Source organism: Streptomyces avidinii (genome assembly GCF_045161815.1).
Lineage (GTDB): Bacteria > Actinomycetota > Actinomycetes > Streptomycetales > Streptomycetaceae > Streptomyces > Streptomyces avidinii.
Genome location: NZ_CP108863.1, coordinates 896873 through 917177, shown reverse-complemented (window position 1 = coordinate 917177; position 20305 = coordinate 896873). Strand labels below are relative to the sequence as shown.

The window sequence follows — 20305 nt, the reverse complement described above, 5'->3', positions numbered from 1 at the left end:
CCACAGAAGCGAGATGCCATGACGCTCACAGTCCGCGGGCTGTTCAAGAGTTATGGTGCGTTCACCGTCCTGAAGGGTGTCGACCTGGACATCGCCGAGGGCGAAGTGCACGCGCTGCTGGGCCCCAACGGAGCCGGCAAGTCCACACTGATCAAGTGCATAGGCGGGTCCACGAACCCGGACGTCGGCGAGATGACGCTCGACGGCGAACCGCTGACGGGCCTGACGCCGGGCCGCGCCTTCGCCTCCGGGATCGCCACGATCCACCAGCACCTGTCGCTGATCGACGTACTGTCGGTGAGCGACAACCTCTTCCTCGGCCAGGAGCAGACCGTCGCCGGTGTGCTCAACCGCCGGGCGCAGCGCGCCGAGACCAAGGATCTGCTGACGCGTTTCGGCCTTCACGTCGCGCCCGGCGCGCGGGTCGGTGATCTCCCCATGGGTACCAAACAGTTGCTGGAGATCGCCAAGGCGTGGCACCGCACCGAGGTGAAGGTGATGATCCTGGACGAGCCGACGGCGTCGCTGTCCGAGAGCGAAACCGAACGGCTGTTCATCGAGGTTGCCAAGATGAAGTCCCAAGGAGCCCGCATCGTCTACACCACGCACCGGCTCGGTGAGGTGTTCCGGATCGCCGACCGGGTCACAGTGCTGCGCGACGGAGTTGTCGCGCTGCAGGAGAAGGTGGCCGACGTTGCTCCGGAGCAGATCGTCTCCGTCATTTCCGGCGGCGCCGGTCAGCCGGCCGCGTCAGCCGCGTCCGTTGCCGTGTCTGCCCTGTCTACCGCGTCTACCGCGTCTGCCAGGGTCCGGCTGAGGCTGCACGCGCTGGCAGGTCCCCGGTTCGGGCCGTTGGACCTGGAAGTGAGGGCCGGTGAGATCCTCGGCCTCTATGGCGTGCTGGGATCGGGGCGCAGCTCCCTGCTGGAGACGCTTGCCGGCCGGTTCACTGCCGTCTCCGGCCAGATGGTGGTGGACGGCCGCCCCGTCGCCGCCCGCACACCGGCCGCCGCGCTGCGCCACGGCATCGCACTGGTCCCCTCCGACCGCCTGCGCCAGGCTCTGTGGGGCACCCGCAGCGCCGCCGACAACCTGTTGCTGCCGTCCTATCGAAGCCTGGCCAAAGCAGGTGTGCGCCGCCCCGCCAGGGAACGACAGTTGTTCCGCGCCAGCGCGCTGCGGGTGGATCTGCAACCGCTGGCGGCTAACCGTAATGGCTCCTCGTTCTCCGGCGGGAACCAGCAAAAGCTCGTCCTCGGCCGCTGGCTGGCCCGCGCGGACAAGCTGGCCGTACTGCTGCTGGACGAGCCGACCCAGGGGGTCGACGTGGGAGCCCGGCGTCAGATCTACGAGGTCTGCCGGGAGTTGGCGGACCGTGGCCTGGCTGTCGTCTTCGCTTCCTCCGACGCTGAGGAGGTGCGGCAACTCGCCCAACGGGCGGTGGTGATGGACCGGGGCTGTCCGATCGCCGAACTGTCCGGCCACGACATCACCGAGGCCACCCTGCTCCGCCATGCCCACCAGTTCACCGGCGTCACCACCGCAGGCCCTGACGCCCCCGGCCCCGCTGCCTATGGCCGCGTGAGACCGCCGACCGCTCCGGAGGTACACCCATGACCACGACCGCAAGCGCAACTCCGGTCGCCTCAGCAACCGGGGGCGGGCGCAACGCACTCGAAATCGTGCTGCGCTCCGCGCTGCTGATCGGCCTGATCACCCTGATCCTGTTCTTCACCCTCCAGTCGGATCTCTTCCTGACGGTGGGCAACACAAAGAACATCGCGCTGTCCGGCGCGGTGCTGCTGATCGTGGCCGTGCCGCAGGCCCTACTGGTGATCATGGGATACGTCGATCTCTCGGTCGGGTCGGCGGTGGGCCTGTCCGGAGTGGTGACCGGGTTGCTGATCGTGGACCACCATGTCGGCTGGGGCCTGGCCGTGCTCGCGGGCCTGGGCATCGGGGCATTCGGCGGCCTCGTCAACGGCGTACTCGTCGCTGTCACCCGGCTGAGCCCGATCATCGTCACCCTGGGCACCCTGCAGCTCTACCGCGGTGTGGCGCAGTATCTGCGGGACGATCCGCCGGCCGGCTTCGGCACCGGGATGTCACTGTTCGGCCGGGGACTCTTCCTCGGCGTACCAGTCCCTGTATGGGTCGCTTTGGTGGTCTTTGGGCTCGGCGCCCTCTACCTGTACGGCACGCCCTCCGGCCGGCACGTCTACGCGATCGGCGTCAACACCGAGGCGGCGTTCTTGTCCGGCGTCGCCACCAGGCGGCTGCCCCTGCTGCTGTTCGTGGTCACCGGGCTCGCTGCCGGTCTCGGCGGTGTCCTCTACGCCGCACGGCTGGACGCAGCGCCGCCCAGCACGCTCGGCGCCACCTTCGAACTCCAGGTGCTCACCGCCGTACTGCTGGGCGGCATCGCCTTCAGCGGTGGTCGCGGCACGATGCTCGGGGTGCTGCTGGGGGTGGTGTTCCTCGGAGTGCTCAACAACGGGATGACCTTGATGAACGTGCCGTACTTCGCCCAGGCGATCGCAACAGGCGCGGCGCTGGTGGTCGCCGCCGGCCTCGACGAACTCGGTCAGCGGGCCGGCAGGCTACGCAGGATACTGCGTACCACCTGATATCACCACGACCTAGTGCAGTCCCTGCGTTGGAGGAAAACGATGCTTCCCGAGGAACGTCGCCGGCAGATCCTGTCGTTGCTGGAAGACAGCGAGGTGTTGCGGCCCGCAGACCTGGCCGCCCAACTCGACGTCTCTGCCGAAACCATCCGCCGAGACTTGGTCATGCTGGAACGCGAGGGGGACATCCGCCGGGTCTTCGGCGGCGCCGCCAGAGCCCGGGACCTTTCGCGCAGCGCCGAGCCTGGCCGGGCCGATCGTGAATGCATCCAGCAGGAGGCCAAGGGGGAGATCGCAGCCGTCGTGGCAACCCTGGTGGGGGACAGCGACACGATATTCATGGATGTGGGAACGACGGTGCTCGCCGCCGTGCAGAGTCTGCCGCAGTCCTTCCACGGCCGGGTGGTGACCAACAACATCAGCGCGGTCGTCGCACTGGCCGGGCGTTCAGATGTCAACCTTCACCTGGTGGGTGGCCGCATCCGGCATGACGAGCTCACCTGTTACGGCCCCGATGCCGAGGAGCAGGTGAGCAGGTTCTTCGCGGACAAGGCGTTCCTGGGGTCCGGAGGCGTACAGGCGACCCTAGGGCTGACCGACTACCACCTCGAGGAGATCGCCGTCCGGCACCGCATGATCGACAACGCGGCCGAGGTATATGTCCTTGCGGACGCCAGCAAGTTGGGGCACGTCGCACTGCGCAAGGTCTGCGGCTGGGAGCGGATCACGGCTCTGATCACCGATTCCAAGGCGGACGCCGACATAGTTCGCGAGCTGCGCGACGCCGGCCTGACCGTACTTCAGCCATCCATGGACCCCATGAACGCCCCGGGTGCCATGGCCCCGGACGAGGAGGTGCGCCGATGACAGGCATCGTGCTCGCCATAGACCAAGGCACCTCCTCGACCAAAGCCCTGGTCGTCGCTGCCGACGGGACGGTACTGGCTGAGGCAGAGATCCCGGTGCCCGTGTACACCCCGAACCCCGGCACGGTAGAGGCGGACCCGGCGGCCCTCCTTGCCTCGGTACTGGACGCAGGCAGGCAGGCCGTGGCCGAAGCGGCGGTGGCTGTGGACGTGGTGGCCCTGGCCAATCAGGGAGAGAGCGTGCTGGCTTGGGATCCGGCTACCGGTCGCCCCGAGTCGGCGTGCGTCGTCTGGCAGGACCGCAGGGCCGCGGAGGTCTGCGCGCGGGGTCAGGCGAACGCCGCCCGGCTCACCGAGCTCACCGGCCTGCCACTGGATCCGTACTTCTCGGCTCCGAAAATGCGCTGGCTGCGCGACCGCCTCGGCTCCGGCGGGGTGATCACTACCACCGACACCTGGCTGCTGCACCAGCTCACCGGCGAGTTCGTCACCGATGCCGCCACAGCCTCACGCAGCATGCTGCTCGATCTGTCCTCGGCAACCTGGTCCGACGAGGCCTGGGAGTTGTTTGGACTCGACGAGCCGCGTCCCCGGCTGGTCCGAAACGACGAAATCGTCGGGACCACACGAGCCTTTGGCCGTGAGGTCCCGGTCGGGGGCGTCATCGTCGACCAGCAGGCCGCGCTGTGGGCGCAGCGCTGCCGAGAGTGGGGCGAGGCCAAGTGCACGTACGGCACCGGAGCCTTTCTCCTGACCAACACCGGTGACCGGCCGGTACGCAGCGGCGCGGGGCTGACCCCGTCGGTCGCCTGGGACCTGACCGGGCAGCGCCGCTGGTGCCTGGACGGGCAGGTCTGCACCGTCGGTCAGGCACTGTCGTGGCTGCGCGACGTCGGCTTGCTCGACGGGCCGGGTGACCTGGACGCGGTGGGGGAGACCGTGGATGACACCGCAGGCGTGGTGTTCGTGCCCTCGCTGGCGGGTCTGGCGGCGCCGCACTGGCAGCCTTCGGCGACCGGAGGCTTCTTCGGCCTCAATCTGGCCGCAACCCGGGCACACCTGGTCCGTGCCGTGTGCCTGGGCATTGCGGCCCAGGTCGTCGACCTCGTCGACGCGAGCACCGCCGATCTCGGCGGTGCCCCGCCCCTCTTGCGGGTGGACGGCGGGCTCACCCGATCCCGGCTTCTGGTGCAGATGCAAGCCGATTTGCTGCAGGCCCCCGTAGAGGTGGCCGCGGCCCCGCACGCCACCGCCCTCGGCGTGGCGGATCTCGGCCTGCGCGCAGCGACCGGCCACTCGCTGCCCGATCCCCGGCCGGGGACGATCATCGAACCCAGCCGCTCCGCCGAGTGGGCAGAGCAGCAGTTGTCCCGTTGGAGGTCCGCGCTGGCCCTTAGTCGCCACTGGAGTGAACTGTGACAGGCAGTCAGGAAGCACCTGATGAGGAGTTCGACGTCGCCGTTGTTGGCGCGGGAGTTGTCGGCTGCGCAATAGCCCGCGCATTCGCCCAGCGCGGCATGTCGGTGGCACTGCTCGACTCCCGGTCCGATGTCGGCGATGTCACGAGCAAGGCCAACACCGCCATCCTGCACACCGGCTACGACGCCAAGCCCGGGACGTTGGAATCCCGGCTGGTGGCCAGGGGATACCAGCTGCTCGGCGACTACGCCGCAAAGGCCGGCATCCCCGTCGAGCCACTGGGTGCGCTGTTGGTCGCCTGGGATGTCGAGCAGGCCGAGACGCTGCCGGAGCTGGCAGAACAGGCCGTCGCCAACGGCTACGAGCACACCCGCCAGGTGGACGCTGAGGAGGTGCGGCGAAGAGAACCACATCTCGGTGACGGGCAGTTCGGCGCCCTGGAGGTCCCTGGCGAGTCGATCATCTGCCCGTGGACGACAACACTGGCCTTCGCCACCGAAGCCGTCCGGCACGGTGCGCGGCTGCTACTCGGCCACACCGTGCTGGGCGTCGAACCCGCCGAGGAGCACGTGGTGCTGGACACCGACCGCGGCAAGGTGCGCGCCCGGCACGTGGTGAACGCCGCAGGGCTGGGCAGCGACGAAGTGCACCGCATGTTCGGCCACAAGAGTTTCTCCGTTACGCCGCGGCGTGGGCAGCTCATCGTGTTCGACAAACTCGCACGCTCGCTGCTGAACCACATCCTGCTGCCCGTGCCCAGCAAATTTGGCAAGGGCGTGCTGGTCAGTCCCACCGTCTACGGCAACGTCATGCTCGGTCCCACGGCTGAGAACATGGACGACCGCACCGCCACCGAGTCCACCGAGGACGGCATGGCGATGCTCAGGGACAAAGGGCGTCGTATCCTGCCCGCACTACTGGACGAGGAGGTCACCACCGTCTATGCGGGCCTGCGGGCGGCGACCGAGCACAGCGACTACCAGATCTCCTTCCATCCCAAGCAGCGCTACGTGTGCGTCGGTGGGATCCGCTCCACCGGCCTGACGTCTTCACTCGCCATCGCCGAGCATCTCACCGAGCAGATGGCGGCGTGGCCAGGACTTGACCTGTCGGGCCCGCCCCTCGAAGCGGCCCCGCCGCGCATGCCCTCCATCGGACAGGCCCAGGCCAGGCCCCACCAGGACGCCGGCCTGATTGCGCAGGATCCCGCGTACGGCGAGATCGTCTGCTTCTGCGAGCGGGTCAGCCGCGGCGAGATCAGGGATGCCCTGCACAGCGATATCCCGCCGGCCGACATCGGGGGTCTGCGCCGAAGGACCCGCGCCGGAATGGGGCGCTGCCAGGGATTCTTCTGCGGCTCAGCGGTGTCCAGGATGATCCGGGACGGGGCGGACGCGCCCATCGCCGCGGAGATCATAAAATGAACGAGCGAAACGAGGCCGCTGTGGGTGAGCGTGTCAGGCACGAAGTGGACGTCGTGGTGGTCGGAGCCGGGCCCTCCGGGCTCGCGGCCGCGATCGCGCTGCGCCAGGCAGGTGTGGCACGGGTCGAGGTGCTCGAACGAGAGTCGGCGGCGGGCGGCATCCCCCGGCACTGCGCCCACACGGGCTACGGCGTGCGGGACCTGCGCCGGGTGATGTCGGGGCCGCGGTACGCCCGGCACTACGCACAGGCCGCCCGTGCTGCCGGAGTGGAGTTGAGCACCACGGCGATGGTTACTGGCTGGTCAGCCGACGGTGGTCTCGAGGTGTCCTCACCGGCCGGGCTGCGCACCGTGCACGCCTCCGCTGTCCTGCTCGCCACCGGTGCCCGGGAACGCGGCCGTGCGGCACGCTGGGTGCCGGGGGACCGGGGGGAGGGCGTCTACACCACGGGCCAGTTGCAGCAGGAGGTGTACTTGCGCGGCCAGCAGGTCGGGAGCAGGGCGCTGGTGGTCGGTGCCGAGCACGTCAGCTTCTCGGCCGTGAAGACGCTGCGCCACGCCGGTGTGGAGGTCGTGGGCCTGACCACCGAACTGCCCCAGCACCAGAGCTATGCGGCGTTCAATTTCGCCACCCGCATGCTGTACAAGACCCCGCTGCTGACCAGTACTAGGGTGGTCGAGCTGCGCGGACGCCCGCGGCTGACCCATGCCGTGCTGATGCGCCTCTCCGACGGGCGCCAGCTGACGGTGCCCTGCGACACCATCGTGTTCACTGGTGACTGGATACCCGACCACGAGTTGGCAAGGACGGCCGGTCTCCAGATGGACCCAGCCACCCTCGGGCCTACGATCGACGCGACCGGATCCACCAGCCGGCCGGGGATCTTCGCTGCGGGCAACCTCTGCCATCCAGTGGAGACCGCGGACGTGGCAGCCCTGGGCGGTCGGCACGTCGGTGGTGTGATTGCCCGGTGGCTGGCCGACCGCTCCTCCCAGGTGGCTGGCGCGGGTGTACCGATCGAAGTGGGTGAAGCGCTGGCCTGGGTGAGCCCGCAACGGATCGGTTCGACAGCGGAGCTGCCTGCACGGGGCAGGCTGATCCTGCGCCCGCGGGTGTTCGCCACGCTTCCCTGGATCCGGGTCAACCAGGGCGAGCGCGTGCTCTGGCAGCGGCAGGTGCCGAAGTTGATCCCTTCACGCCCTACGTTGCTGCCTGCGACCTGGCTGGCGCGGGTGGACCCGCATGGTCCCGCGGTACGCATCGAGGTCCTGGTGTGAGCGGCCGAGCGTGACAAGCGCCCCCGCACCCTGCTCGTCCTCGACGACGTCTGGGAGGCCGAGCAGCTCGATCCCTTCCTGACCGGAGGCCGCCGCTGCGTACGCCTGGTCACCACCCGCAACCCCGCCCTGCTTCCCCACAGCGCGCAGCGCATCCCCGTCGACCAGATGTCCCCCGAGCAGGCCAGGCCCGTTTTGACCTGAGTGGACGTTCGCCCAATTCCCCAGGTGCCCGTTTTGGGGCTGGTGACTCGCCTCGTCAGAGGTCGACGCGATGTTCGGCAGCCGATGGGTCATCGACGGAGCCGTAGCGCAAGACGACGTGCGCCGGCCGGAACGGCAGGTCGTTCAGGATGGGTGCCATGAGAGCGAAGAGTGCGTCGGTGTCCGGTCCGTAGGCGTAGAGGACCACCTCGCCTCCTCCGTACTCGTGTCCGTCGAACTCGCCGACGTCGCCTTGCTCGATTGCCTCGGTCAGCAGGGACTGTGCCTGGCGGACGGCCTCCCGTTGGCTTGGCTCGCCGAGGCCGTCATCGGCCAGTCGATAGTGAGCGATGACGGCATGTTCAACGTCGGTTTCAGCTTCGTCTGTATCAGCCATGCGGGAAACGATCTCATCTCGGACCGCCATCCTCGCCAGCCCGGCCTCAGGGACGCGGTCCTAGGCGATCGTGGGTTTGACAGACTTGTCGGTCGGGTTCTTGGAGCGCTTGTTCGGGCGGTAGCTGGGGCCGTTCGTGATGACCTGGTGGCTCGTGTTGATCAGCCGGTCCAGGAGCGACTCGGCGACGACGGGGTGGGGGATGAGTGGATACCAGTTGCTGGGTGCCCGGTTGCTGGTGATGATCAGCGACCTGCCCTGCCGCTCGCTGACCAGCTCGTAGAGATCGTCGGCCTGGGACACTCCGAGGACCTTGCCCGCCGGTCGCCCCTCACCACCACCGAGATCCCCCACCGCGACGAAGTCAGCGACCGCACCGCACAGAGGCTGCTCGCCGCAGCACGCCAACACGCAGCAGGGTGAGAACACGTCGGTGGAGCACCGTCTTGACTGCGCCCCACGACTGCGGTGCGCCCACGCCGATACCGACCATGCCAGCTCGGCACCACCACGATGCCGGGCCTGCCCCGGTGCGCCGCGCACATCGCGGCGAGGGCACTCACCGTAGGAGGCTGAGGGTGCACGCGCGGCGCCCGCCCCTCCCCCCGGTGGGGCGCCGCGCCCGTTCGGGCCGGAGCTGCGAGTGCCTGTCCGTCAGCCGGTGGCGACGGGGTAGACGTCGTCGATGGTGTCCTGGTCGGTGGTGGTCTCCCACTCCGTCACCTTGCCGCCGTCAGTGCGTTCCAGGACGTAGCGGTCGGCTCGGAACCAGATGGCTTGGGAAAGCCGCTTGCCGTTGGCGGGGTATTCGCGCTCGACGGTGACGGTGCGGCTGCTGGATTGAGTCGTCTCCTGGGCGACGCGGGTGCGCAGCTGGTGGCTGATGGTGGTGCTGAGGGAGGCGGAGAAGCCCTTGTACTGGAAGCTCGTCTCGGCGGTGACGGAGATGCTGGTGGTGGTTTCCACCTCGCGGGCGTTGCTCGTGGTCATGCCGATGGTGGTGCTCTGGGACTCCTTCTTGCTCACTTGGCCACTGTGTTCGTAGTAGTAGACGATCTTGTAGTAGCCGTACCGCTTGAGCAGGTAGTACGGACTCTCCGCGGCCTGCCGCGCACGGCCGAGTGCCGGGTCCGACACCAGGGGGAAGGGCAATAGTGTGGTGCCGATGAGAACTTCCCGCGTGGTCTCCGGGTGGGGCCTCGAGTGTCCGCTCATCCGGAGGATACCGCCGACCGCGCTTCCGGTCGGTCCGGCGGCGGCGTTGATGATGCCGCTGTAGGCGGTGTCCTTCTCCAGCAGCCACAACTGGGAGTCACCGTCCGAGCCGGACGCCCGCCAATAGGTGTTGACCTTGTCGGAGCCGCTCGTGCCGAAGTTGTTGGGGGTCAGGAACAGCCCCCCGTTCTTGTTGCTGAGCGTGTAGTAACCCCCTCCCGCCTGCCGCAGCAGCCAGGTCTGGCTGTTGCGAACAGCGGCGTCCGCCCCGTTCTGCGGCGGGAAGAGGTTGACCCGGACGTCATGACTGGCGAAGTTGTCCGGAGTCAGCAGGTTGCCGGCGACCTTCTGGGCGATGAGGTACTCGCCGTTGTCGAGACTCAGAACATTCCACGTCTGCGATGCCCGGGCCTGCCCGCTGCTCTCGGACTTCCAGATCGTGGCGTAGGAGTCCCCCTCGAAGCCTGAACTGGTGAGGTACAGGCCGGTGCGCTTGTTCTTCAACCGGTAGGCGTAACCCTGCTCGACGCCCTCAGCCGTTGCCATCGTTCCCCTTCCGGATGGGATCCTCATCAGGAAGCGTCATCCTCACAGGGGAATCCCATCAGGAGGAAGTACGTAATAAGACAGAAGTCAACATGCAAAATCAACAGTCCAGCACATGAATCATCAAGCGTGGCTGCTGCCAGTTGTCCCGCCTTCTAAGGCATGGCTCCGTCAGCTGTTGGCTCTGGGGCCGGAGTCATCAGCTGGCCGATGCCTTCGCCCAGTTGGCCACCGCGCGGAGGCGGCCTCGCGGCCTGGTGGGCCGGCTTCATCAAGTCGTCCGGGTGCCGTGCCCGCCGAGACGGCCGATGCGGTGGCGGGCGGTATGGAAGATGACACGACTGGACCACCCTCCGGTGATCTGACGCCATGACCGCTGTCGTCCGGATGCGGCTCGCCGCCGACGTTCAGAGCGCTGACGTAACCGAGTGCAAGGTCTCACGCTGCCGTCCCTCGCAGGTGCCGGTCCGGCGTCACCCCTCGCCCCTGATGGACCAGGACGGTTCGGCTGCAGCCTTGACAGCGTCCGACCATGCCCCGAAACTCTCCTGTAACTTCATGTTTACGTCAACATGGTCACCCACTGGTCGGCGTGCATGATCGTCGGATCCCGACTTTCTCCCTGGACGGGAGGAGGCGGGGCGGAGGGTCGATCCCCAGCCGTCCCGCGCGGGATTCGCCTCAGCCGTGTCGCCGAACGTGCTCACCTCACCCCCGCCAACCAGCGGGAACGGTCAGATCACACCCGGGCGACCCCGCCCCGACCCGGCTCCCCCCACCATGCACGGGCCAAGGAGCGCCCGGCTTCCTCATCCCTTGCGCAGGCACGGAGGAGGCCGACGGCTCCGCTTCTCCTCGCCCCTCTCCTCGGGCAGCACCGGCAAGGAGGAGTCCCGGGCGGGGCTCCACGGGTCACCGGTGCGGGAGAAGGTGCTCGTCAACCGGATCTCGCGAACGATTGGCATGGACCTGCCAGTTCGCATCCGAACTCCTGTCTGTCGCCTGTCCGCGAACCGGGCTGGAGCAGGGGAATCGCCGCGAACCAGCCGGTTCGGCCTCGTGGCTGTCCGTCAGATCCGCTACTCCACTCACCGGTCGCCGCACTGACACGGTGACTGGCGGCAGGCCCGACGGAGCAGGCGGACGGCTGCTGAGGATCGACGGAACCACCCGAGCGGGGCCGTGTTCCGCACGGCGTCGCCCCCACGCCCAGTTCAGGAGCCGCACCATGCTCAGTCAATCCCCTCCCAGGCCCCCCGGTCGCCGCTCGCGCAGAGCGCTGGTAGCGGCCGTCACGCTGGCCTTAACGGCCGGCGGCGCGGCCGCCGCCCAGCCCGCCTCCGGAGCGACCCCCGCCGCCACCGTCACAGCCATGCCGGCTGCCGCTCGCGCGATCAGCGGCTCCCAGACGGTGACCTATGACGGCTACTCGATGATGATCGACGGGAAGCGCACCTACATCTGGAGCGGTGAGTTCCACTACAACCGGTTGCCCAGTCCGGACCTGTGGCGGGACACGCTGCAGAAGTTGAAGGCGGCAGGCTTCAACACCGTCTCCATCTACTTCGACTGGGCCTACCACTCGCCCAAGCCCGGTGTGTACGACTTCAGCGGCATCCGCGACGTCGACAAGTTGCTGGACATGGCCGCGCAGGAGGGCGTCTACGTGATAGCCCGGCCCGGCCCGTACATCAACGCCGAGCTCGACAGCGGCGGATTCCCGGCCTGGGTCGACACCCTGCCGGGTTCGGCGCGCAGCACCGACCCCGCGTATCTGGCCGCGGCGGACGAGTGGCTGAACCACATCGACCCGATCCTGGCTCGCCACCAGCTCACCAACGGGACCGGATCGATCATCGCTTACCAGATCGAGAACGAGTACTACAGGAACAACGACGACGGCCGGGCCTACATGGCCCACCTGGAGAAGGCCGCGCGGGACCACGGAATCACCGTGCCGCTCACCGGTAACCACAACCAAGCGTTCGCCACCGGTCCGGGGGCGGTGGACATCGACGCCGTGGACTCCTACCCGCAGGGGTTCAACTGCTCCAACCCCACGCAGTGGAGGGACCTGCCGAACATCGCCGGCTACCCCCGCGCGCCCGGCTCCCCGCTGTTCACCGCGGAGTTCCAGGGCGGGTCCTTCGACCCGTGGGGTGGCCCCGGATACGACAAGTGCCACCAGCTGACCGGCGCCGACTTCGCCAACGTCTTCTACAAGAACAACCTCGCCGTCGGGGCGACCATGCAGAACCTCTACATGGCCTACGGCGGTACCTCCTGGGGCTGGCAGGCCGACCCCAACATGGTCTACACCTCCTACGACTACGGTGCGGCGATCAGCGAGCCCCGCCAGCTCACCGACAAGTACCAGCAGATCAAGCTGATCGGCTCCTTCCTCCGGACCGCACAGTCGTTGAACAAGACCGACCAGGTGGCCAACGCCGCCCCGAGCACCCAGGACGTGGTGCAGACGGTCCGCCGGAACCCGGACGACGGAACGCAGTTCCATTTCCTGCGGCAGGCGGACGTCAAGTCCACCGGCACCGTCAACGCGCACATCGCGGTCGACCTGACCAAGGGCGCCTACACTTTCGACGACCAGGACAGTCGCCTCGCCTACAGCGCGGGCTGGACCCATGTCGGCGCCGAGCAGGACTACGCGAAGAACGACTACCGCCAGACCGAGTCCTGGGCCGACACCGCCGGCGCGAGCGTCTCGGTACCGTTCACCGGCAAGTCGGTCCGCTGGATCGCATCGACCGCACCCAACCACGGCCTGGCCGACGTCTACATCGACGGCACCAAGGTGGCCACCGTGGACGGCTACTCGACCACGGTCGTGCCGCAGCAGGTGCAGTTCTCGGCGAACGACCTGTCCGACGCCGCACACACCCTGAAGATCGTCGCAACCGGGCAGAAGAACGCCTCGGCCTCCGGCGCCTTCGTCGCGGTCGACGCCGTCGACGAGCCGACGGGGGCCACGCGAAACTACCCGTCCGTCCCGCAGCAGGCGGGAACCGCGATCACGCTGGCGGGGAGGGAGTCCAAGACCCTCGTGGCCGGCTACCAGCTCGGCGCGAGCCGGCTGCAGTACTCCACCTCGGAGCTGATGACCAGCACCACCATCGGCGGCCGTGACCTGGCGGTGCTCTACGGCGGCCAGGGGCAGTCCGGCGAGACGGTGCTCAACTTCCCGACGAAGCCGACCGTGAAGGTGCTGAGCGGGAACGTGCCGTTCACCTGGAACGCGACCACCGGTGACCTGCGGCTGAACTACCAGCACTCCGGCCTGGCCCGGGTGCTCGTCACGGGCGGAGAGCGACCGCTGCTGCTGCTGATCGGGGATACCGCAACCGCCAAGACGTTCTGGCAGGCCCAGAGCGCGGCCGGCCCCGTGCTGGTACGCGGCAGTTCGCTGCTGCGCGGCGCCACCACCGCCGCCGACGGCACGCTGGCACTCACCGGCGACTCCGCCACCGCCGGCGCTGTCGAGGTCTTCGCCGGCTCCTTCGCGAAGACCACCTGGAACGGCCGTGCCCTCGCCCTGACGACCACGTCGAGCGGCTCGGGAACGGGCCGGCTCAAGGCCCCGACCGCGGTCTCCCTGCCCGCACTGACCGGCTGGAAGAAGTCCGCCGAGAATCCCGAGGCGCAGCCGGGCTTCGACGACAGCACCTGGACGGTCGCGGACAAGCTCACCTCCCAGAGCACGACCACCCCGGACACGCTCCCGGTGCTGTTCACCGACGAGTACGGCTTCCACTACGGCGACGTCTGGTACCGGGCGCACTTCAAGGGCATGCCCGGCACCAACGCCGTGGACCTGTCCGCGATCACCGGCCCCGCCGGCATCTACTCGGTCTGGCTGAACGGCACCTTCCTGGGCAGCACCGATGACCGCCACCACCGGTTCGCCTTCCCCGCCGGCAGCCTCAAGGACGGCGCGGACAACGTGCTCTCGGTGCTGCTGGAGAACTCCGGCCACAACGAGGACTGGACGGCCAACGACTCCCACAAGCAGGCACGCGGCCTGACCGGTGCCGCTTTCGTCGGCGCACCGACCACCGCGGTCACCTGGCGCATCCAGGGCAGCCGCGGCGGGGAGACCCTGATCGACCCGGCCCGCGGCCCGATGAACACCGGAGGCCTTTACGGCGAGCGTTCCGGCTGGTCGCTGCCCGGCTTCCCCGACACCACGTGGTCACCCGTCACCCTGCCGACCAACAACACCACCCCGGGCGTCACCTGGTACCGCACCTCGGCGCACCTCGACCTCCCCGCGGGCCAGGACACCTCGGTGGGGCTGCGCATCACCGACGACCCGTCACGCCACTACCGGGCACTGATCTTCGTCAACGGCTGGCAGCTCGGCCGGTACATCAACGACCTCGGCCCGCAGCACAGCTTCCCGATCCCCAACGGCATCCTCAACCCCAACGGTGCCAACTCCATCGCCCTCGCGGTGTGGAACGCCGACGGCACCACCGGCGGCCTGGGCGCCGTTTCCCTGGAGTCCTACGGCACCCAGCTCTCCCCGCTCACGACGGGCCCGGTGGCCGCCCCCCAGTACCAGGCCGCCACCTACGCGTCCGCCTCCCCGAAAGCCAAGCTGGCGCTCGCCGCACCGGAGCACCTCGCGCCGGCCGAGCAGACCACCGTCACCGCCACGCTGGCCGTGCCGGCCGGCGTCACTTCCGCCACCGCGACCGACATCACCCTGCGGGCACCGACCGGCTGGACCGTCACCCCGGCGACGGCGGTCGCCGATGCCACGGTGGCCCCGGGCACGTCGGTCACCGCGACCTATCAGGTCACCGCCCCCGCAGGCACCCTGCCGCAGTTCTCCGCACTCACCGCAGCGGCTGACTTCCAGCAGGGCGGCGTGAGGCACCTGGCCGACACCCGCAAGGTCCTTCCGGCCACCGCGGTAGAGCCCCCGACCGCCGACACCGCCGTCAGTGCCCTGCCGTTCTACTACTCGGCCAACGGCTGGGGTCCGGTGGAGCGGAACACGAGCAACGGCGAGGCCGGCGCCGGAGACGGGCGAACACTCTCACTCAACGGCAAGACCTTTGCTACGGGCCTGGGAACGCACGCATCAAGTGTGGTGGGGCTGAATCTGGACGGCCACTGCACCCGGCTGACCGCTACGGTGGGCATCGACGACGAGGCCGACCACGGCTCGGTGGCCTTCTCGGTCCGCGCCGACGGCCGCACCCTGACGACCACCCCCGTACTCACCCACGCCACCGGCCCGACGAGGCTGGACGTCGACATCACCGGCGCCAAGGTGCTGGAACTGGTGGCCGCCGACGGCGGTGACGGCACGGGCAAGGACCACGCCGACTGGGCCGCCGCACAGTTGCACTGCAGCTGACCGGATCCCTGAAGAAAGGAGTGCCCGGCGGCCGACGGCCGCCGGGCACTCCTGGATGTCCGTGTGCCGTCCCCGCTGATTCGAAGATCTCAAAGAGACTGGCGTGTGCTCCTGGCACAGACTGAGCGTTACTGCTCAGGGCTCCAAGGTGACCGCGGCGCTCGACGGCGTGAAGCTCGGCACCCCGGTCATGTGGCCCTCCCAGTGGAGGTCCGCCACCCGCCCCGGCCCGCACGACATCGCCCTTCAACTCGGCCAGACCCAGCCCGTGACGGGCCTCGGCTACCTGCCGAGGCAGGACGGCACACCCAACGGGGGGATCACCCGTTACATAGTTTCTACGAGCACCGACGGAGTGCACTTCACCCAGGTGGCCAGCGGCACCTGGGCGAACACGGCAACGGCCAAGTCCGCCACCTTGCCGGCTGCCCAGGCGAAGTACGTCGGGCCGACCGCCCTGGCAGGAGTCAACGGATTCACCTCCGCCGCTGAGATCACCATCCAGTGACCGAACCCGTCCGGGCCCGCGGCACCCTGCTCCCGCCCCGGACGGGCGCCCGCCGACCGTCCGGAGGCTACGGCCACGAGCCGGTCGCGGGTGAGGGCGGTGTCCCAGGGTCGTGACTTCGGCTCCCACTTGGCACTTTGACGCGATGCCCGTTACAGCCGCCGCTGTCCAGGTTGGTGTGGGAGTCTCAGCGAGCCTCGCACCCGTGTCCGGGGGAACGCCGCGCCAGGATGGGGAGCCCGTGGGCCCTCTCGCCCCGGGTAGAAGGAGGGCGCATTGATCACCACGAACGTTCAGCGCCACGGCACGGTCCTGGGCAGCGTCATCGGGGCGCTAGACGAAGATGCGGGCGCGGCAATTCCAGCGGGCGTTGGATGACGTCACCGGTGAGCGGGACCTCATGGTCGACCTTCACGGCGCGATGTCCATGGACGCCGACGGCCTGCTCCATCTCCTGGCCCTGCACCGGCGGGCAGAGAGCTTGGGCTTGCGTGTCCTGGTCGACGGCCGGCAGCCCGAGCCCCAGCAGTTCCTGGCTGATGTCGCGGGCATTCGCGGGCGCGGCTCGGCCACCGGCGAGCGGTACGCGGTGGCGGGCCTCCGCCGGCTGATCGAGGAGCGGGCGCAGCGCGCTCGTGATCTCTTGGATTTCGGTGCCGGATGGCTGTCCGGCGTCTAGCGAGGCTCTGGTCTTGTCGAGCAAGGCCCGCGGGCGTTCATCCCTGTCCGGCGCTTCGCGTACCAGGGTGGCCTCGGGGATCCACACCAGTGGTGGCGGAAGTGTCTCCGCTGGGGCGCTGTGAGCGGCCGCGCGCGCCGGGGTCGTGCATTCCCTTCTCGCCGGTGCCCTTCTCCTGGTCTTCGCCGCGGATGCCCATGCTCTTGGAGGGCTTGCCGTGGGGTTGCCCGCCTCTTCCTCGGAGACCTCTCTGCCGGGGCCCTTGGCGTGGGCGTACTTCTGCGGGTGGAAGGAGCGGTGGGCGCTGGGGTTGTCCTGCGGGCGGGTGCGACTCGGCGGCCGCCCCCGGCCCTCGACAGTGAGGCATACAAGCAGCGGACACTGTCGAACGCTGCATCAACAAGCTCAAACAGTGGCGCGGCCTGGCCACCCGATGCGACAAGGCCGCCACCATCTACGTCGCCTGACTCCACCTCGCCGCCATGTTCATCTGGTCAGCGAGGTGCTCCGCAGGAAACGGCCTAGTTCTGCGTGGGGGTGGCCGGGTTGCCGTTCCCGGTGTGCGCGACGTCCACCGCCAGTCGGTCGTCGAGCTGGAGGACCCGGTAGGGCAGTCGGGCGCGCAGGCCGAGGCCGATCTGGGTGCGGCCCTCGAAGCTCGCGCCGAACACGGTGTCCCGGAAGGTGCGGTAGCCGGTGACGTCCACGCCGGGCAGAGGCTGCCCGCTCCGGCCGGGGATGGTGGGGGCCATGGTCTGCCGGTCGTAGGCGGGCGAGTCCACCATCACCTCCAGGACCGCGCCGCCGCGCACCGGCAGGGGATCGCCGGAGGCGTCCTGGAGGAGGGCGTCGGTGTAACGGACTTGATAGCCCACCGGGTTGGCGGACGAGCTGCCCGGCACGTCAAACACCAGCCGTTCGTAGCAGGGGTGTTCGCCGCGCCTGATGCCACGCAGCTCCGGGACCTGGCCGGTGGAACGGCCCTCGGCCGGGCTGTCCCACCCGCTCGGGCACTGCATGGCCGGTGCGACGGCCCCGGCCGCAGCGGCGGTGGTCGGGGCCGCCGCGGCTATGGTGGCGGGCAGGGACGTGGTGGCCGCGAGGGCGAGAGCGGCGGGAAGGATGATGCAACGTGGCATGATCTGCCTCCTGGGCGAGATTGTCGGTTCCTGTTGCTTCCTGTTGACTCCCGCATGCCCGGGTGCTCGGGTTGCAGACCTGAACCCTGGGAACTTTCTGCGAAAGACGTGACGGCCGGCCAGGTTCGTACCTGCGCCGCCACGCCTCGTCGACCTGCCATCGCGGAGGCGGAAGAGCGGTAGACAAAGGCCATGCGCGAGCTCAGCCGCCGCCCAGGCTGGTGTTGTCCGTCGGTGCCGGGACGGGCGGGTGCTGTGCTCGCCCGTCCCGGCACCGGTCCCGCGCCGTCGGTCAGGGGAGCAGGCGCAGCCGTGCGGTCGCTGACCAGTCGGCTTGCAGGGTGATCGCCGGGTCGATGTAGTTGCCCCAGTCGAGGTCCGGGTAGTTGATCTGCGCGCTGACGATCAGATCGACGCCCGGGGCGCTCGCGTACGGGTCGGACTCCACGGTCTCGAACGCGTCGATGACCACGTACCTGTCGGTGGCCGAGGCGTTCTTGTTGCCGGTGACCTTGACGGTCACGGTGTGCTCGCCGTCGGGCAGACCGGTGCGTTCGAACACCGTCTGCTGGTACTGCTTGGCGGGGGCGTACAGGTCCACCTGGGTGGGGGCTGCGCCGTCGACCGAAATCTCGGCGATCCCGTGGGTGCCGTTCTTGGGCGCGATGACGCGCCGAACATGTAGCGGGGCGCGGGTCGGGGCGGCTCGCTGGATCCGCTGATGCGTGCGTAGAGACCACGTCGGTCGAGCATGCGCACCACCTGACCGACCAGACCGTTCGCCCGGGGCTCGGTCTTCGGGCCGGCGAGACGCTCCAGCACAACCGGACGCACCCCAGCCAGTGCCACCTCGCAGGCGAGCATCAACCCGTTCGGGCCGCCACCGACAATTACTACATCAAGCATGACAATCCTCCTTTCTGGGGAATAGCGGCGTAGGGGCTGCAAGCAGCAGCCCCTGTTCAGGGTGGAAAGGAGGGGCCTACGGAGTGGGAAGTCCGGTGGCCACCATGCGCAGAGCCCGGGGCAGCAGAACCTCCATCGGCTCGCCCGTGCCGCCCTGCACGAACAGCTCGAGGGCGACATTGTTCGCGGCCATCACGCTCGCGGCCACCAGGCGAGGGTAGAGGTCGGACCCGGGATCCGTGCCCGTGCGGTCAGCGATCGCTGCGGCAAGCTCCTTCTCCGCAATCTTGCTCGCCCGCAGCATCTCGGCCTCCAGCGCGGGTTCGGCCAACATCACCCGCAGACCGGCCGCCCACTCATCGGGCTCCTGGGGTGGCATGTGCTCCACCTCAGGGCCAGGCTCCAGCTGCCGTAGTGCCGCCCGAGTGATTGCCTCCCACAGGGGCTCGCCGGGCGGTCCGTGACGCAGCTCCGCCGCGAGCCGCAAGGAGCGCTCAAGGTAGCGAAACGCAATCGCTTCGGCCTTGCTGGAGAAGTAGTTGTTGTAGGTGCGCGGAGACACCCCGACCGCCGCGGCGATGTCTTCCACCTTGACCGCTCTCCACCCGCGCTCGACGGTGAGCCGGACTGCGGCCCAGCTCAGCGCTGCGCGCGTGGCTTCCTTCTTCCGTTCCCGAAGACCACTCATGCCACTCACGTTAGCGGAATCTGCGTGATGCGCAATTATTCGCATCACGCAATTGTCTGGGCGGGGATCTGCCGACTCTGACTGGATGAGGCAGTGGCCGCCCCAACGCGCCGACAGGCCCTCGAGCGGCATCCAGCCGCCTCCGTGCACGACACCTGTCGCACATCAGGCATAGGAGGGTTCATGCTTCTGACCGGGAAAAGCCTGGCGTCTTCCGCATCCAATCGCCCCTCAAGCCCAGTAGAAGCGACGCTCCAGGGTGAGTACGGCTGCGGCGATTGACGTCATTCGATTCGGGCTGGACGGTGCCCGTCGGAAGATCCGCCAGGACTTCGGACGGGCAACTCCACCCTCGACTGGGGCTCGTGCCTTGGGCAGCGCCCGGTTGACGGCCCGTTGGGTGAGCGACAGCTTGCCTCGGGCAGGCTGTCTGGCCGGTGTGGTCACCCACGCGCCGGCACCGATGTAGGCGCGATCGGCCAGGATCGGCACCCCCTGGCGCTCGCAGATCCTGATGATCCGATGGGTACGGGCCGCGGTCAGGTCATGGCAGTGCTCCGGCACGGCCGGCGACAGCCACAGCACCTCGCCGTGAGGGTCCGTGACCACCTGCACGTCCACCCCGTGTCGGCGGTGCTTGGCCGAGTAGTCGGCGCGGCCGTCGCCGAGGCGGTCACCCTCGCGGGTGACGATGAGCATCGTGACCCACTCGATGAGCGCATGGGGAAGGTCGAGTGCGGCAGGATGAGGCACCAACAAGGCTCCTGCGCCGCTGGGTTGAGGCTTCGAACAGCTCTCTCAACGGCACTGGAGCCTTGTGCGTTCTGGCCACAGTGCCTGTCACCCGATCGGTGGCCACCCTGAAAGACCTCAGTCATCATGCAGGTTGCCGTCGACCGCAGGAGTGGTGCGGGTCGGTCAGGGTGTGCGGACCCAGACCTCGATCGGCTGCGGAGGAATGGTGAGGCTGAGAGCGGGGCCGGTGCGGGGGGTGATGGATCGGATGGTGAGGTTCAGACCGTAACGG

Annotated in this window: 17 protein-coding genes and 2 pseudogenes; 11 read left to right on the top strand and 8 right to left on the bottom strand. The window is 68.7% G+C overall.

The genetic code is table 11. The features are described 5' to 3' along the window. Positions 1-18: 18 nt before the first annotated feature. Genes OG373_RS04215 through OG373_RS04185 form a run of 7 tightly spaced genes read left to right on the top strand, consistent with a single transcriptional unit; the run spans position 19 to position 7817 of the window. Positions 19-1617 carry a sugar ABC transporter ATP-binding protein gene (locus OG373_RS04215; RefSeq protein ID WP_405435918.1) on the top strand — a complete coding sequence of 533 codons (1599 nt, stop codon included), beginning with the start codon at positions 19-21 and terminating at the stop codon, positions 1615-1617. Beyond that, on the top strand, positions 1614-2627 hold the full coding sequence (locus OG373_RS04210; RefSeq protein WP_405435916.1) for an ABC transporter permease: 1014 nt from the start codon (positions 1614-1616) through the stop codon (positions 2625-2627). Before OG373_RS04215 ends, OG373_RS04210 begins: the two co-directional genes overlap by 4 nt. Before the next feature lie 42 nt (positions 2628-2669). After that, positions 2670-3494 (top strand): DeoR/GlpR family DNA-binding transcription regulator, encoded by an 825-nt coding sequence (locus OG373_RS04205; RefSeq protein WP_405435914.1) that lies wholly within the window; start codon positions 2670-2672, stop codon positions 3492-3494. Beyond that, on the top strand, positions 3491-4912 hold the full coding sequence (locus OG373_RS04200; protein WP_405435913.1) for an FGGY family carbohydrate kinase: 1422 nt from the start codon (positions 3491-3493) through the stop codon (positions 4910-4912). The genes OG373_RS04205 and OG373_RS04200 overlap by 4 nt, the downstream gene beginning before the upstream one ends. Beyond that, entirely contained in the window at positions 4909-6336 is a 1428-nt protein-coding gene (locus OG373_RS04195) for an NAD(P)/FAD-dependent oxidoreductase (RefSeq protein WP_405435911.1), read from the top strand. Before OG373_RS04200 ends, OG373_RS04195 begins: the two co-directional genes overlap by 4 nt. A 44-nt stretch (positions 6337-6380) precedes the next feature. Next, positions 6381-7613, top strand: coding sequence for an NAD(P)/FAD-dependent oxidoreductase (locus OG373_RS04190; protein WP_405435909.1), 1233 nt, complete (start codon positions 6381-6383; stop codon positions 7611-7613). 30 nt (positions 7614-7643) lie between these two features. Then, positions 7644-7817 carry a hypothetical protein gene (locus tag OG373_RS04185; protein WP_405443929.1) on the top strand — a complete coding sequence of 58 codons (174 nt, stop codon included), beginning with the start codon at positions 7644-7646 and terminating at the stop codon, positions 7815-7817. 55 nt (positions 7818-7872) lie between these two features. Here OG373_RS04185 and OG373_RS04180 read toward each other — a convergent pair whose 3' ends face one another. The 3 genes from OG373_RS04180 to OG373_RS04170 all read right to left on the bottom strand — a co-directional run bounded on the left by OG373_RS04180 (position 7873) and on the right by OG373_RS04170 (position 9975). Then, the gene (locus OG373_RS04180; protein WP_405435908.1) at positions 7873-8214 is read right to left on the bottom strand and encodes a hypothetical protein; all 342 of its coding nucleotides are present in this window, start codon (positions 8212-8214) and stop codon (positions 7873-7875) included. Between the two features lie 60 nt (positions 8215-8274). Continuing rightward, on the bottom strand, positions 8275-8517 hold the full coding sequence (locus OG373_RS04175) for an ATP-binding protein (protein ID WP_405435906.1): 243 nt from the start codon (positions 8515-8517) through the stop codon (positions 8275-8277). Positions 8518-8868: 351 nt separating this feature from the next. Next, positions 8869-9975, bottom strand: a complete 1107-nt coding sequence (locus OG373_RS04170) for an RICIN domain-containing protein (RefSeq protein WP_405435905.1) — start codon at positions 9973-9975, stop codon at positions 8869-8871. 1372 nt (positions 9976-11347) lie between these two features. On the opposite strand from OG373_RS04170, the gene OG373_RS04165 reads away from it, so the two are divergent. The 4 genes and pseudogenes from OG373_RS04165 to OG373_RS04150 all read left to right on the top strand — a co-directional run. Further along, on the top strand, positions 11348-15358 hold the full coding sequence (locus tag OG373_RS04165; protein ID WP_405435903.1) for a beta-galactosidase: 4011 nt from the start codon (positions 11348-11350) through the stop codon (positions 15356-15358). Positions 15359-15461: 103 nt separating this feature from the next. Beyond that, entirely contained in the window at positions 15462-15866 is a 405-nt protein-coding gene (locus OG373_RS04160; RefSeq protein ID WP_405435901.1) for a discoidin domain-containing protein, read from the top strand. Positions 15867-16236: 370 nt separating this feature from the next. Beyond that, positions 16237-16545, top strand: a complete 309-nt coding sequence (locus tag OG373_RS04155; protein WP_405435900.1) for a hypothetical protein — start codon at positions 16237-16239, stop codon at positions 16543-16545. Between the two features lie 328 nt (positions 16546-16873). Then, positions 16874-17012 (top strand): annotated as a pseudogene (locus OG373_RS04150) (IS5/IS1182 family transposase); the annotation flags it as partial. Between the two features lie 54 nt (positions 17013-17066). On the opposite strand, the gene OG373_RS04145 reads toward OG373_RS04150, so the two are convergent. The 5 genes and pseudogenes from OG373_RS04145 to OG373_RS04125 form a co-directional block, all read right to left on the bottom strand. Continuing rightward, complete coding sequence (locus tag OG373_RS04145; RefSeq protein WP_405435899.1) at positions 17067-17684, bottom strand: hypothetical protein; 618 nt, start codon at positions 17682-17684, stop codon at positions 17067-17069. Between the two features lie 292 nt (positions 17685-17976). Then, positions 17977-18285, bottom strand: a complete 309-nt coding sequence (locus OG373_RS04140) for a hypothetical protein (RefSeq protein ID WP_328793581.1) — start codon at positions 18283-18285, stop codon at positions 17977-17979. A gap of 68 nt (positions 18286-18353) precedes the next feature. Continuing rightward, positions 18354-18590: pseudogene (locus tag OG373_RS04135) on the bottom strand (FAD-dependent monooxygenase); the annotation flags it as partial. Positions 18591-18666: 76 nt separating this feature from the next. Next, a complete protein-coding gene (locus OG373_RS04130; protein WP_328787069.1) occupies positions 18667-19278 on the bottom strand; it encodes a TetR family transcriptional regulator in 612 nt (203 codons plus the stop codon). 231 nt (positions 19279-19509) lie between these two features. Beyond that, positions 19510-20034, bottom strand: coding sequence for a transposase family protein (locus OG373_RS04125; RefSeq protein ID WP_328787068.1), 525 nt, complete (start codon positions 20032-20034; stop codon positions 19510-19512). Between the last annotated feature and the right edge of the window lie 271 nt (positions 20035-20305).